The organism is Paenibacillus sp. ALJ109b (genome assembly GCF_010747435.1).
GTDB classification, from domain to species: domain Bacteria; phylum Bacillota; class Bacilli; order Paenibacillales; family Paenibacillaceae; genus Paenibacillus; species Paenibacillus taichungensis.
The window spans coordinates 373,029-387,693 of the sequence record NZ_JAAIFP010000007.1 but is presented as its reverse complement, the minus strand read 5'-3'; the positions used below and the strand labels follow the sequence as shown (position 1 = coordinate 387,693).

At 44.3% G+C, this 14,665-nt stretch carries 13 protein-coding genes and 2 pseudogenes; 6 read left to right on the top strand and 9 right to left on the bottom strand.

What is annotated here, in order from left to right; genetic code table 11:
• A complete protein-coding gene (locus G3352_RS31685) occupies positions 1–252 on the bottom strand; it encodes a YheC/YheD family protein (RefSeq protein WP_413030084.1) in 252 nt (83 codons plus the stop codon).
• A gap of 226 nt (positions 253–478) precedes the next feature.
• On the opposite strand from G3352_RS31685, the gene G3352_RS09370 reads away from it, so the two are divergent.
• Together G3352_RS09370 and G3352_RS09365 are read left to right on the top strand one after the other, a co-directional pair.
• Positions 479–1,012 carry a YceI family protein gene (locus G3352_RS09370; RefSeq protein ID WP_163755936.1) on the top strand — a complete coding sequence of 178 codons (534 nt, stop codon included), beginning with the start codon at positions 479–481 and terminating at the stop codon, positions 1,010–1,012.
• Positions 1,013–1,339: 327 nt separating this feature from the next.
• Positions 1,340–1,840: a GNAT family N-acetyltransferase gene (locus G3352_RS09365; RefSeq protein ID WP_163755934.1), complete on the top strand. Its 501-nt coding sequence runs from the start codon at positions 1,340–1,342 to the stop codon at positions 1,838–1,840.
• A 98-nt stretch (positions 1,841–1,938) separates the two neighbouring features.
• Here the strand turns inward: G3352_RS09365 and G3352_RS09360 are convergent, their stop codons facing one another.
• Both G3352_RS09360 and G3352_RS09355 read right to left on the bottom strand, forming a co-directional pair.
• Positions 1,939–2,700: an SDR family oxidoreductase gene (locus G3352_RS09360; RefSeq protein WP_163755932.1), complete on the bottom strand. Its 762-nt coding sequence runs from the start codon at positions 2,698–2,700 to the stop codon at positions 1,939–1,941.
• Positions 2,701–2,716: 16 nt separating this feature from the next.
• Positions 2,717–3,103, bottom strand: a complete 387-nt coding sequence (locus tag G3352_RS09355) for a MerR family transcriptional regulator (RefSeq protein ID WP_163755930.1) — start codon at positions 3,101–3,103, stop codon at positions 2,717–2,719.
• Between the two features lie 241 nt (positions 3,104–3,344).
• Between G3352_RS09355 and G3352_RS09350 the strand changes: the two genes are divergently transcribed.
• Both G3352_RS09350 and G3352_RS31140 read left to right on the top strand, forming a co-directional pair.
• Positions 3,345–4,484 (top strand): 5-methyltetrahydropteroyltriglutamate--homocysteine S-methyltransferase, encoded by a 1,140-nt coding sequence (locus G3352_RS09350; RefSeq protein ID WP_163755928.1) that lies wholly within the window; start codon positions 3,345–3,347, stop codon positions 4,482–4,484.
• A gap of 783 nt (positions 4,485–5,267) precedes the next feature.
• Entirely contained in the window at positions 5,268–5,975 is a 708-nt protein-coding gene (locus G3352_RS31140) for a sensor histidine kinase (RefSeq protein ID WP_240342992.1), read from the top strand.
• Between the two features lie 121 nt (positions 5,976–6,096).
• Here G3352_RS31140 and G3352_RS09340 read toward each other — a convergent pair whose 3' ends face one another.
• The 5 genes and pseudogenes from G3352_RS09340 to G3352_RS09320 form a co-directional block, all read right to left on the bottom strand.
• Positions 6,097–6,912, bottom strand: coding sequence for an ABC transporter ATP-binding protein (locus G3352_RS09340; protein ID WP_163755924.1), 816 nt, complete (start codon positions 6,910–6,912; stop codon positions 6,097–6,099).
• Positions 6,912–7,942, bottom strand: a pseudogene (locus tag G3352_RS09335) (FecCD family ABC transporter permease). Before G3352_RS09335 ends, G3352_RS09340 begins: the two are co-directional and overlap by 1 nt.
• Positions 7,939–8,979 (bottom strand): FecCD family ABC transporter permease, encoded by a 1,041-nt coding sequence (locus tag G3352_RS09330; RefSeq protein ID WP_163755922.1) that lies wholly within the window; start codon positions 8,977–8,979, stop codon positions 7,939–7,941. The pseudogene G3352_RS09335 and the gene G3352_RS09330 overlap by 4 nt, the downstream one beginning before the upstream one ends.
• On the bottom strand, positions 8,972–10,048 hold the full coding sequence (locus G3352_RS09325) for an iron-siderophore ABC transporter substrate-binding protein (RefSeq protein WP_163755920.1): 1,077 nt from the start codon (positions 10,046–10,048) through the stop codon (positions 8,972–8,974). The genes G3352_RS09330 and G3352_RS09325 overlap by 8 nt, the downstream gene beginning before the upstream one ends.
• A gap of 375 nt (positions 10,049–10,423) precedes the next feature.
• Positions 10,424–10,540: pseudogene (locus tag G3352_RS09320) on the bottom strand (GntR family transcriptional regulator); the annotation flags it as partial.
• Positions 10,541–10,595: 55 nt separating this feature from the next.
• Between G3352_RS09320 and G3352_RS09315 the strand changes: the two are divergent.
• The gene (locus G3352_RS09315; protein WP_163755918.1) at positions 10,596–11,462 is read left to right on the top strand and encodes a leucine-rich repeat domain-containing protein; all 867 of its coding nucleotides are present in this window, start codon (positions 10,596–10,598) and stop codon (positions 11,460–11,462) included.
• Between the two features lie 98 nt (positions 11,463–11,560).
• On the opposite strand, the gene G3352_RS09310 is transcribed toward G3352_RS09315, so the two are convergent.
• Complete coding sequence (locus G3352_RS09310; RefSeq protein WP_163756046.1) at positions 11,561–12,652, bottom strand: substrate-binding domain-containing protein; 1,092 nt, start codon at positions 12,650–12,652, stop codon at positions 11,561–11,563.
• 395 nt (positions 12,653–13,047) lie between these two features.
• Between G3352_RS09310 and G3352_RS09305 the strand changes: the two genes are divergently transcribed.
• On the top strand, positions 13,048–14,664 hold the full coding sequence (locus G3352_RS09305) for a xylulokinase (protein WP_163755916.1): 1,617 nt from the start codon (positions 13,048–13,050) through the stop codon (positions 14,662–14,664).
• Position 14,665 lies beyond the last annotated feature (1 nt).

The window sequence follows — 14,665 nt, the reverse complement described above, 5'->3', positions numbered from 1 at the left end:
TCATTCTCGGACCACCTGTGTAACAACACAGGTGGTTCTTTTTGTTTTGATGACAACCTTATTAGGTCTCTCAGGCCACCAGACAAACGCACTTTTTGTTCCTTGAGGTTTCAGTACAACGCTTTGATATTGAAGCAGCATCTTCGTTAAAGTGTCCTTTTTAAGTAACTGTGTTTCAGGTAACCGTCCGGCGAGAGAGGACGCATTGCGGAGAATGCGATACTGCAGCCATTTATCTCTTTTGATTAACATTGGAATCACAGCCTTTTTCCAGACTTCTACGGTAATTCTAATTCAAAATAGTGATCAGCATAAGCGGCCATTTGTCTATATTTATGAGAAAATGCTAGAACGCAAAAAGGCTACTGACATCACGTTGTCAGTAGCCTTTTTGTATATTAAGAGCATGCGGATAGCGCAGTGCTTTGGAGATAGGGCGACCTTTCTCATCATATTATTATAGAGGTGGAATTTATTTATGAGCAATGTCAAATGGGAAGTGGATCCGGACCACAGCTCTGTTGAGTTTTCGGTGACGCATTTAATGATTAATAAAATCAAAGGTGTATTCGAGCAGTTCGAAGCGGTTTTAAGTTTTGACCCCAACGATGTAACAACCCTGGGTATTCAGGCTTCCATCGATGCAAATAGTATCACAACTCGCCAGCGGCAACGCGATGAACACCTGAAGAGCGATGAATTCTTTCATGCTGCCAAGTATCCAGCGATTACGTTTCAAAGCACCAACTGCGTTCTTACTGGCGAACGACAATATGAACTTGCAGGAAATCTAACGCTGCATGGAGTAACAAAACCTATTACTTTTCATACCGTTTTTGAAGGGTTTAATAAAGACCCTCGAGGCCGGGAACGTGTGGGGTTTCATTCGACTGCCAGTATCGATCGTAATGAATTTGGCTTGAGCTTTAACTCGCCTCTGGAAACGGGTGGGATTGTCGTCGGAAATGAAGTAAGCATCGAGCTTTATATCGAAGCAATTCGAAAAGAATAGCATTGTTACATGATATCTGAACATGCACTCGCCATAATCGTGGCAAATGCGAATAGAACTTTTTTACCGAAATATATACAAGTTGCGCGTTTAACGCAAAGTGGTTGCTGAAAAAGCACTATGGTATTGACATGCAAGAGGGGATCTACAAGATTACCCGTTCCGGGGAACAAATTATTCTTACGCTGACTTGAGATCTTTAGAGTGGATTCTGATTCGGTCAAAATTCTTGGTATAATGTAAATAGCCTGAAAATGAAGGGACTGAACTATGCGCAGATATCAATATCTTAAACCTAACTATTAAATCCTAATGGAGGTAAAAGTATTGATTACAGAGTTACACACAGAACGTTTACAATTGAGAAAAATGAAGGTGTCGGATTCTTCGAGCTTGTTCACCGTTTGGTCTGATCCCGAGGTTACTAAATTTATGAATGTTAGTTGTTTTACTGACGTAGAGCAAGCGATAGAAATGATCAAACTTCTGGATGATCTCTCTCAAGATCGTAAGGCTATCCGTTTCTCCATAATTAAAAAAGAGTCCAACGAAATTATAGGTTCTTGCGGTTATAATTCTTTGGATTTTGACAACTTAAAAGCAGAAATTGGATATGATATTGCTAAATCATCGTGGGGAAGAGGATATGCTTCAGAGGCGGTCTCTACTTTGGTAGATCATGCATTCTCATCTTTAAAACTGAACCGAGTCGAAGCAAAGGTTGATCCCGAAAATGTGAATTCGATAAAGCTCTTAGAAAAGCTCCGTTTCACATTAGAAGGAACATTTAACGATCTCCATATGTATTCAAGGTTAGTAGGTACATGAGTTTTATATAAAATTTAAAGAGGCCGTTCCGTAACTGGAATGGCCTCTTTGTTAATATACAGAGAAACGGGTGAGTCACATGGTGTCTCGCAAGCGAGTTATTCAATAAGGTTTTTCGTTGCGTTATACATAGTTTCTGCGTATTCATCGACTTCGTCTCGGGACATGCGCAAACGAGCGATAGAGGTACCATAGCCAATTTCCTTATGACCCTCCTGTAATCCTTCGAAAATTCCATCTGCAAAGGCATCTAATGGTTCTCCATGCGTGTGCAGTCCTGCTCCACCCAGATCTGTAATTACTGCTGGAGGAGCAACTTCAATGACCTCTACAGACGTATCCGAAAGCTGGTGTCTCAGGCTGATCGTAAAGGAGTGAAGTGCCGCTTTGGTTGCTGAGTATATCGGAGCAATGGCAAACGGTGTAAAGGCTAATCCGGAAGTGACGTTAATCATCGTCGCATCTTTTTTGGTTGCCAGATAAGGAGCGAACAGCATGGACAGATGAAAAGGAGCCTCAATATTCGTTGTAATTTCTTTGGCAAAATAACTCCAATCATTCTTCGCATCCGCTGTCAGCATATTAAAACGTTGTTGGATACCGGCATTGTTGACTAACACATTCACTTCCGGATAGTTCGCGGTTACCCAATCAAACAACACTACCCGCTCGGATTCAATATTCAGATCATTCACATACGTAATAAGGCCTGGGTGTGTTTCTTTCGCATGTTGAAGTACAGCTTCGCGTCGTCCAGTAACAATAACTGTATTTCCAGCTCTTAAGAAGCGTTCTGCAAATGCTAATCCGATCCCAGAGCTTCCGCCAGTGATTAGAACTGTATTTCCCGAAAGTTTCATTATAGTATCTCTCCTCTTAGGTATCTTTTTCTTCGTTTCTTTCCTGTATTTGACGGGTGTAACGTGTAATTTTAAAATCAATGCCCTTCAGGGATTCCTGCATCAGCGAAATTTCATCCAGCACTGCTTGCTTGTGATTTTGCATCATTTCAAGCCTGTCCTCGAGCGTACAGTTCCCTTCTATGATCCAGTCCATATATTGCTTAATCTGACTAATGGGCATATGCGTGTTTTTTAAACAAACAAGGGTTTCCAGAAGAGCCATCTGGTTTTCTGAAAATAACCGCCGCCCAGCATCATCACGCTCGATTAAGGGCAGAAGCCCTTTTTTCTCATAATAACGTAACGTTGATTCTGGAATATTTAATTTGGCAGAAGCTTTGCTAATGGAAAGATACTTCATATTGGAGACCTCCAAATAGGTGTTAACTCTGTCTACAGGAATAGCATACGACTTAAACTATGGTTTAAGTCAATAAGGTAAATAAATTTATCTTTTGGATGGAAGAGACCTCATGGGTAAAGGAAAGTTGGACTCAGCTATAGCTTATAACTATAACCTGCTATAGCTCTTTCATAGATCAGTAAATCCGATCGGATATGTTATATTTAATCTTATAATTAATTTACGGGGAGATTAAACAATGAGCATTCAAACAGAACCTAAACAGCGGACTGTCACTCCATTTCGATATGATATTGTAGGCAGCTTCTTGCGCCCAAGCGCGTTGAAAGAGGCCAGAGCGAAATACCAAAACGGTGAAATTACTTCTGGGCAACTAGAGGAAGTAGAAAACGCTGAAATTGTGAAGCTCGTGCAAAAACAAAAAGAAGTTGGCCTTCAAGCTGTAACGGACGGAGAATTCCGTCGCTCTTGGTGGCATCTGGACTTCTTCTGGGGACTTGACGGTGTTGACCGGACCATCATTGATCAAGGCTATGAGTTTAACGGTGCCAAATCCAGACCCGAAACAGCACGTCTGACGGGCAAAGTAAGTTTCAGCAGCCATCCGTTTGTTTCACATTATGCATTCTTAAAAGGTGTTGCTGGCGATGACGTCGTTGCGCGACAATCTATTCCTGCTGCTGCGCAGTTCCTGTTTGAATTGGACCGGGCAGAAAATAAGGAAAGTACGCAAGCCATTTACCCGAACCGGGAAGAGCTGCTTACGGATATTGCTAAAGCTTACAAAGAGGCGATTCTGGCTTTGTATGAAGCGGGTTGCCGCAGCGTTCAAATTGACGATTGCACGTGGGGCGCATTGTGCGACCAGCAGTTCATGGCATTCATGGAGCAGATTGGCGTAAATGTGGCCGATTATGCGAACGAACTTGCGAAGTTGAACGAGGAAGTTGTATCCGGTTTGCCGGAGGACCTCGTCGTAACGACACATGTATGCCGTGGGAATTACGTTTCGACATATGCAGGTGTTGGTGGAGGTTATGAGCCGATCGCGCAAACGCTCCTGAACATTGATAACTACTCCGGTTACTATCTGGAGTTTGATACCGAACGGGCAGGCGATTTCAAACCACTTCGTTTCCTGAAGGACAACCAACAGGTCGTGCTTGGTTTGTTCTCTTCCAAATTTGGTGAGCTTGAAAACAAGAAAGATATTCTGAACCGTATCAAGGAAGCGAAGCAATATGTTGATCTGGACCGGATTTGCCTGAGCCCGCAATGCGGATTCGCTTCCACGGAGGAAGGAAACCATCTGACAGAAGAGCAGCAATGGCAGAAGCTTGCGTTTATTAAAGAAATTGCTGAAGAGCTCTGGAAATAGTCTATAAGCTGAAAGCATATTTTCAAGTGAAATTAGCCGTACGGACAGTGATCCGTACGGCTAATTTTCATTTTGAGCCGTGCCCTAGTATAGCCATTAATGGGTTTATGTTGTTGGGAATCGTTTATTTCAAATTTTCATATTATATAGCTAGTTAAATGAGATACAATGCTATTATAGATAAGGGCATCCAGTTGGATGCCTTTATCTATAGGAATGACAAGGGCTACATACATACCGAAGGTGTCGACATTAATTTAAAGTGGTGAGTGGATGAAAGAATTGTACAGTCAGGTGAACCGAAAAACATATTATATTTCCATGTTAACTCTCATTGCTCTTATGTTATCTGGATTAATCCTATCGATGACAGAATTAAGCGGAATTACAGTGGGGTATGTTATCCATTTTTTGTGTGTGGCCATTCTAGCGGTTTGTTTGTTGATCTACCCCAAGCATGAAACCTATGTTTTCAGAAAGATCATCATCCTGTTTGGCTTTGCTTATTTCTATACCATGTTCTTCTTATATCCAGAGACCTGGACTACGTACATTCTCATTTGTCTGATTCCCTTACTTGCCATTTTGTTTTTTGATTTAAAATTGTTTTATTTCTCCATCATTCTGAATGGAGTTTTAATTGTGATCACGTTTGGCTATATCATCCTGATTGATCAAGGTAAAATATATTCGTATGTACATCATGACATTGTGGGGAACCTCATTAATATTATTGCGAGTCAGGTATTATTATTTCTCATTTTCCATTTGTCCTTTAGTCGTATGAAAAAGCAGCAGCTCTATCATGAACAATTACAACAATCGGAGCGTTTAAAGATGATAGCCCATTTGACGGCAGCTGTGGCGCATGAGATTAGAAATCCAGTCACCGTTGTTCGAGGTTTTTTGCAGTTATACAGAGAAGATCCTGCATTTGATGATCCAGTCAAAAAGAAGTTTAATTTAATGATTGATGAGTTAAATACCGTAGAACAGATTACCTCTCAGTTTCTAACCCTTTCCAAGCCTAATAGAGATCAGCAACCAGAAAAAGTGGATGTGAACGATGCTCTTCAGAGCGTGACAGGTCTGGTTCGTTCCTATGCGATGTTATCTGATAATCAGCTGAATATCGAGGCAGAGGAGAATTGCTTCATTTTTATTAATCCAATCGAGTTTAAGCAGCTGATGATGAATTTAATTAAAAACGCTTTGGAAGCCTCGACGATGGGGAAACCCGTCACTGTGATTGCCAAGAGGAATCATCATTATATCGAGATCAAAATCATTGATGAAGGAAGTGGAATGTCAGAGGATGAGGTGAAGTCACTCGGGACTCCGTTTTACTCATTAAAAAGTAATGGAACCGGATTAGGATTAATGATCTGTTTTAATATTGTAGAAAAATATGACGGGGAAATTAATTATGAAAGTACGAAAGGTGTTGGAACAACCGTTACGGTACGTTTCTTGGCTACGGATGGGAAGTAAAGGATACATGAAGGGTCTTATGTTAAAAGCTTACGATAAATGAAGGGCAAGTTAGCGTCAGTCGTGACAACGGCGCTAACTTGCCCTTTTAAGGTTAGAGATCTGTTTGGTTTAAATCCTGTTAGGAAGGTACCTCATGATTCACATGATATCGCCCTTTTGGTACAACCATCGGAGATCCCGAAATCGGGTCATCAATTACCGTGCAGTCCAGGCCGAAGATGTCTTTGACCCGTGTGCTTGTAATGACCTCTGAGGGTACTCCTTCAGCGACCAGCTTACCTGTATGAAGTGCGAAGATATGATCTGCATAACGTGCGGACAAGTTGATGTCATGAAGCACCATGACGATCGTTGTTCCGTGTTTCCGATTAAGCTCCGTGAGCAGGTCAAGAATCTCGACTTGATAGGTGATATCCAAAAAGGTTGTCGGTTCATCGAGAAACAGGATGTCCGTTTGTTGCGCTAATGCCATCGCTATCCAGACACGTTGTCGTTGGCCGCCTGAGAGCTCATCAATATTATGATTGGCAAACTCGGTGATATTCATGATGGTCATTGCTTCGGCAACGGCCTCGTAATCTTTTTTGGTCCAGCCACTGAACAAGGATTGGTGCGGAAACCGTCCTCTGCCGACCAGATCCGCTACAGAGATCCCTTCCGGGACAATGGGAGACTGGGGTAGCAGCCCCACCACACGAGCTAACTGCTTGGGTGGGATTTTGGATAGGGGCTTACCGTCTAAAGTGACATTGCCGGATATGGGCTTGATGAGCCTGGCCATCGTTTTAAGAAGCGTGGACTTACCGCATCCGTTGGATCCGATAATAACGCTTATCTTATGACTGGGTATAACGAGGTTCACACCATGTATAATCGTTTTGTTCTCATAGCCTGCTACGAGTTGTTCGGCTTGAAAAACATGTGTTGCTTTCATTATAGTTCCCCCTTTCGATTCATTCGGATTACAGGAAGATCAGATAAGGTGCTCCGAGTAATCCGGTAATGATGCCTACGGGGAATCTGTACTCAAAAGCAAATTGTCCGATAAGATCGGATGCCAGGACAAGGTTGACGCCAACAAGACCTGCCGGAATAATGTTGGAGGAGCCCACACCGACGAGTCTTTTGGCAATAGGGCCCGAAAGGAATGAGACAAAAGCGATCGGACCTGTGGTAGCCGTAGCAATCGCAACCATACAGACAGAGCTTACAATAAGTGCAATTCTGGTCTTGTCCGTGTCTACGCCCAGGGAAAATGCCGATTGTTCTCCAAGCTCCAAAATGCTGAGATGTTTGCCCAGCAAGATGATGATCGGCGAACAGATGATGACGGTGATCACAAGAGGCGGAAGCTCGTGCATCTGTGAACCGTTAAGACTACCTGTGAGCCATCTGAGCGCTGAGGGAACATCCTTTTCAGAACTAACCAGAAGAAGATAGGAGATGACAGCATCAAGCATCGCTTGTATGCCGATACCGATCAGGATCAATCGTCCGATGGAAAATACTTTTCCTCTTGATAGTACATAAATGAACAGAACGGTGACCAGGCCTGCAATTACCGCAGCGAAGGACACGACGGCTCCACTTGCATGAAGAATGACGATGCAAAAAACAGCAGCAGCACTTGAACCAGACGTGATCCCGATGACATTGGGGTTTGCAAGGGGATTCCGCAACATGGTCTGGAACGTGTAACCTGCAATACCGAACGCAAATCCGGCAAAAAGGCCGGTCAGCATTCTGGGTAGACGTATTGTACTCACGGCAAAAGAGACACCCTTGATTTTTTCACCGGAAAGGGCTTGAATGACGTCCTTCACCGGATATATCGTGTTTCCTAGTAAAAGCATGGCGCAGCATAGAATGCATGCCAGTACGGCAAGGAGACTAGTGACAAGGATCCATCGGCGGCGTCTTTGACGTCTTCCCGCCATAATAAATTCAATAGAATGATTGGTCATAATGAACGCACTTTCGATCGTATAGCTAGAATAATGAGTATGGGAGCACCTATAAATGCAGTCACTACGCCGACTTCAAGCTCGCCAGGGTTACTAATGAGTCTGCCCCCTACATCGGAGATCGTCAGAATGATCGCACCAGCAATGGCTGACATGGGTATGACGAAGCGTAAATCAGGCCCAATAATAAGGCGTATGACGTGAGTGGATAACAATCCGATAAAACCAATAGGTCCAGCCAGAGCGGTAGCCGCTCCGCATAACAGTACACCCGCAAGGGCGGAAATAAGCCTCAGTGTTCCGGTTCGAACGCCCAATCCCGTAGCCACATCATCTCCCAGCGCTAACGCGTTAAGTGCCGGAGCGGTAATAAACGCAATGAGAATTCCGATGATCAGAAACGGGATGAATGTGCCGATCCCACTCCAGGTTGCCGAGCCGACGCTTCCCACTTGCCAAAACCTGAATTGGTCCATGACATACGAGCGGGGAATCATGATGGCGGTGACCAGAGATGAAAGAGCAGCGCTTACAGCAGCTCCTGCCAAAACAAGCTTAATGGGCGTGGCGCCGCCACGCCCCATAGAGCCGATTCCGAATACAAACACTGCAGTAATCGCAGCCCCAGCCAAAGCTAGCCATATATATTGCCCCGCGCTACTGATGTTCAGGAACGCAATGCCGCATACCACAAACAAAGATGCGCCTGTGTTAACACCCAGTATACTTGGGTCAGCAAGCGGGTTTCGCGTGACGGCTTGCATAATTGCTCCCGATACTCCGAGTGCCACCCCACATAATAAACTGAAGACAGTTCGGGAAATTCGTTTGCGCACGATGTTTGCCCCATAGGAGTCTACTTCCGGGTGAAATAATCCGTCGATTAGTTCATGAAACCCCACTGGCCGAGAACCGAGGACCAGTGAGGCTACCACACTTACGATGAGCAGGATAAAGCAGATGACCAGAACCAGCCCGAAATTTTTCGGGATATTCAAGCGTGGTTGATTGTTATTCGGAATCGATGAACTATTCATTTATTTTATCAATAGCTCCGCCGATCAGTTTCAGATAATCATCGATCGTATAAGAGATCGACAGTGGGTTTGGCGTTCCAGCAGCAACCAAAGGTGTATCTGCTTCAATGAATGCTACTGAACCACGTTTAACTGCTGGAATTTTACCAAGAAGCGGATCAGCCTGAAGAGCTTTCAACAACTCGGCATTTCCGTATCCAACAAGGATATCCGCATCATTAAGGGCTTCAGCATTCTCAGCACTTAGACTTAGGGAGTAGCTGTTAGGGTCCGTAATTTGGCTAGTGATGCTTTCTGGAACAACCAGTCCCAACTCATTCAGGAATGAGACGCGGGAGTCTACAGGTGTATAAATATGCAGTTTAGACATATCTTCAGCTGAGAAGTTTACCCAAACCACTTTTTTGTCTTTAATCTGAGGATAGGCGCTTACTTTTTCATTAATCATAGCCTCAGTGTCTTTAATCAGTTGCTCGCCTTCTGCTTTCATGCCCATACCTTCGGAATTGAAGAGAACCTGTTCACGCCAAGTTGTTGCCCAAGGTGCAGTCGGATAAGCTACAACTGGAGCAATCTCACTAAGAAGATCGTAGTCTTCCTGAGTAATACCGGAGTAAGCTGCAAGAATGACATCCGGGTTGGAATCGGAAATGGCTTCAAAATCAAGACCGTCTGTGTCCTTGAAAACATTCGGGTCTGTTACGCCGAGATCTTCGAGTTTTTTCGCAGTCCAAGGCAGCAGTCCGCTGTCATCTTGAACGCCGAAGTTTGCCGCCGAGAAGCCTACTGGAACTTGTCCAAGAGCGAGAACGACATCATGGTTAGCCCATTGAACCGTAGCTACACGTTCAGGCTTTTTCTCAATAACGGTTTCTCCCAAAGCATGCTTGATCGTAATCGGATATTCGGTATTCTCATCTTGAGCGGCTGGTGTTTCGGTCGTTGCTGAATCACTCGCAGCCGGACTCGCTGCAGGAGTTGCTGGCTTGCTACCACAACCTACCAGGGCTAGGATCAGCACTACCGAAATAAGTAGTGTCATTAAAGAGAGCTTTCTTTTCGTGTTCATGTGTTTCCCCTTTCTAATCTGTAATATATTTGTTGAATCTGACTATCTGGCTGTGAAAACTCATCAAAGCAGATGAATATAAAACGTTTTACATATGAGAATGATTATCAACATCAATAAATATATCTTTATTTGAAAGGGAGTGTCAATGAAAAATTTGTAAATGGTAACCTCCGGTCAAGTATCAATTTCTTCATTAAACAAGTGAAAAAGTTTAGAAAAACAGACGCAAAAAGCTCCGTCCACCATATTGGTGGATGGAGTCGTGATACTCACAAACTGTGTAGAGCTTTTCGTCGAACTCAAGTTTAATATTTGCCTGGATAGATAAAGGGTTATACATTAATTTACATCAACCAAACCTCGGTCCCAATACTATTCCAGCACAATTTCTTTGACTGTCTCTCCCTCAACCAGCACGGACTGGTAGTAAGTGTTGGTGGGAAGATCCATTTTGCCCTGCAGTTTCTTGATGCCCAAATCTGCCGTTTCAGGGTCTACTGTTCTGGTTGTGGAGATGGCGGCGATTTGACGAAACGTATTCATCATGGACAAAGTTGAAGAAAGGAAGTACCATCGTAAAAGATGTACTTTTCTGGGAATTTCATATAAACATATGACACATAATCTAAGATGCTTAAAGGAGACTGAAATGCCTACTCAATTCGTAAAAAGTATGATTGTATTTTGTTTGGTTCTCATATTATTACCGGCAACAACCATGTCGGCTGCACCTGTTATTAAAGATGTGGCTCTGTCAAAAGTTATTCGGGCAACATTGAAGATATCATCTAAAAAAGAAGTCAAGACGAGCGATCTGAAGAAATTAAAATCGTTATATGCCGAGGATACCAAAAACAAGATTTCCAATTTGCAAGGACTTGAACATGCCATTAACCTGGTGGATCTAATTATGCCCGGTCATAAAATAAAAAATATTACATCGCTCAGCAAGTTGAAAAAACTAGAGTTCTTAGTTCTTGAAGGGAATCAGATCTCAGATCTATCCCCACTATCCGGGTTAAGTAACCTAGAAAGTCTCTTGATTAGTGGTAATCAAATTAAAAATCTAACGCCATTGAAAAATTTACATAAGTTGACCAGTTTGCTTGCCAGCGGTAATCAGGTAGCGGACCTAAGTCCTCTTCAGAAAATAAACCTAGAGTGGATTATTATGGATGGAAATAAAATCCAAGATTTAAGTCCGTTAAAGAACCATCCGACATTGGAGTATCTTTATGTGGAGGATAACCTCATTCAAGATATTGCAGTGCTCGACACCATACCCCATTTAATAGAGGTATCGTTGGCCGGCAATCCGTTGAATGAACAGGCGGAGCAGGTTATAAAAAAACTGGAGAAGAAAGGCGTCATTGTGAGTTTGGAATATGACGATGAGGCTGAAACGAAGTAGATTCGGTTTCTCTTCAGTGGGAGTAATTTAATCACTTATATATGGATAGGAGGCCGTTGAACAATTCAACGGCCCTTTTTTCATGCTCAGTCCCAATACTATTCCAGCACAATTTCTTTTACTGTCTCGCCCTCAACCAGCACGGGCTGGTAATAGGTGTTGGTGGGCAGATCCTTCTTGCCTTGCAGTTTCTTGATGACCCAATCTGCAGCGTCACGGCCCATTTGTTCTTGGGGGTGAGTTAACGTCGTGAGTTTGATGTTGGCATTCTTGGCGATGTATGAATTGTCCTGGCCGATAATGGATAACTCGTCTGGAATGGAAATGCCCAGCTTTCTACATGCGTGTACGACCTCCAACCCCACCTCATCGTTATAACAGACAAGGGATGTTAGCGCATCTCTGTTTTCCTCCAGGAACACCTCCAGATTGGTGGAGAGGTCCGGCTTCGATGCCGTATCGAACGAAAGCACCTGATCGGGATGAAACCGCAACTTGGCTTCGCCCAGCGCTTTGATATATCCCTTCATCCGATACTTCCCTTGTAAATCATCCATTTTCGCGATAATGCCGATCTGGCTATGTCCTTTGGCGATCAGTTCCCGGGTAGCTAGATAGCTGGACTGCACGTCATCCAGACAGAAGAAAGGCACCTCGAGCTCTTCATAAAAAGCATTGATCATTGTAAACGGTACATCCTGCTCTTTAAAGGAAAGGTAGTACGCTATGTTGGGATTGTACAAGTTGCTCTTGGTCGGTTCGACGATCAGGCCATCCACACCGTAGGACAGCATCATCTCTAGCGCTTTTTTCTCTTGCTCAACGTCGTTATTGGTGCTGGCTAACAGCAATGAATAATTGTCCTCATTCAAGCGGCCTTCAATGCCGCGAATGATGGAGGGGAAGATGTAATCGGAGATGTACGTCGTGATGACGCCAATTGTTTTTTTCATCGTGTTCCCGCCGGTTCTGGATCGATACAGATTACTTACATAGGTGCCGGAACCTTTCTCACTTCTCAAAAAGCCCTCGTTCGATAACTCCAAAATGGCCTTTCGCACCGTCTGGCGGCTCACGTTGTAGCTGTCCTGCAGTGCGGATTCGGTAGGGATTTGTTCGCCTACGCTATAGGTTCCCGATAGGATATTGCTTTTGATATCGTCAATGATGACCTGATACTTTGGCTTCACGCAGTCCACTTCTTTCATCGTTACTTATCTATAAAAAAACATCGTCATATTCATAGTTGTACGTACATATTTTATCATGATTCGAATGGAAAGGCTATGTAACAGCCAGTTTTACATAATAAACCGTACAATTCCCATCCTTAAACAGAAATGTGTACCCTACAAAATAACCTTTTAAGCACAGGAATGAGATCATTTAGACGTTATATCTTAGCTAATGTAAGTATAACTATTATATATTATTGACAAATGTACGTACAAAAAATATACTAAGGCTGTCAGAAAAGGAAAGCGCATTCTTTTCAATGAACCGAAATATGAATCCATTTCAATCATCTTTAAGCCAATTATATTTTACTTTTACCTACTGTGGTCAGAGAGGGGACTACGTGATCATGAGTCATGTGGATATGAAAGAAGCGATTACCAAGGGAGCCACTTCACTCGGCATCGAATTTGGATCGACGCGGATCAAGGCGGTGTTGATTGACGAACGTTTTGAGACCATCGCGTCAGGTAGTTATGAATGGGAGAACCTCCTGAAAGACGGATATTGGACGTACAACCAGGAGGATATTATCACAGGTCTTCAGACTGCGTATCGTGAAATGAAGCAAGACGTAGAGCGGAAATACGGAATTACGCTGCAAACAGTAGGCTCCATCGGATTCTCCGCCATGATGCATGGATATATCGCACTGGATAGCGCGGGAGAACTGCTGGTACCGTTCCGGACGTGGCGTAACGCGACTACTGGGAAGGCTGCGAGAGAACTGACAGATCTTCTGCAGTTTAACATCCCTGAACGTTGGAGCATCGCTCATTTGTACCAAGCGATCTTGAACGAAGAGGCTCATGTGCCTCGCATCGATCATCTGACAACCTTGGCTGGTTACATACACTTGCTGCTGACGGGCAATAAAGCCATCGGTATCGGCGATGCTTCGGGCATTTTCCCAATCGACGAGTCTACGCATAACTATCACCCATCCATGATCAAGCAGTTTGATGAACTGATTGCAAGCAAAGGTTATCCGTGGAAGGTGGAGGACCTTCTTCCCAAAGTGTATCTCGCTGGTGAGAATGCTGGTGAGTTAACCGAAGCGGGAGCCAAGCTACTCGATCCTTCGAATGATTTGCAGTCAGGCATTCCACTCTGTCCGCCGGAAGGCGATGCCGGAACGGGCATGGTAGCAACGAATAGCGTGAGGAAGCGTACGGGCAACATCTCCGTCGGCACCTCCGTGTTCGCAATGATCGTCTTGGAGAAGGAATTGTCCAAAGTGTATCCCGAGATCGATATGGTTACGACGCCGGACGGCAGTCCGGTAGGCATGGTGCATGCCAATAACTGCTCCAGCGACATCAACGCTTGGCTTGGATTGTTCCGTGAATTTTCCGAGGCTATGGGATACGAAGTCGACACCGGCAAATTGTTCAGCGTGATGTTCAATAAGGCTTTGGAAGCTGACCCGGATGGTGGCGGTTTGCTGAGCTACGGTTATTACTCGGGTGAAAACATTACGGGCATCGATAAAGGCCGTCCATTGTTCGTGCGCTCACCGGAAAGCAAATTTAATCTGGCGAACTTCATGCGCACACATCTGTTCACCGCGTTTGGTGCGCTCAAGCTTGGCATGGACATTTTGACGAAGAACGAGCATGTGGCGATTGACAGCATCTTGGCTCATGGTGGTCTGTTCAAAACTCCTGTCGTCGGACAGCGGATCGTAGCCGCAGCGATGAACGTCCCGGTGTCAGTCATGTCTACAGCGGGTGAAGGCGGCGCATGGGGTATGGCGCTTCTGGCCTCGTACATGATCAACAAGGATCAGCAGGAGAGTCTGGATGTGTTCCTAGAGCAGAAGGTCTTCAGCGATGTCCAGGGTGAGGAAGTTGCGCCGGATGCATCGGATGTCAAAGGGTTTGAAGCATTTATCGAACGTTATCGGAAGGGCCTCGCGATTGAGCAGGCGGCGGTAGATCATCTGGTAGAGAACGGGAGGGACTAAC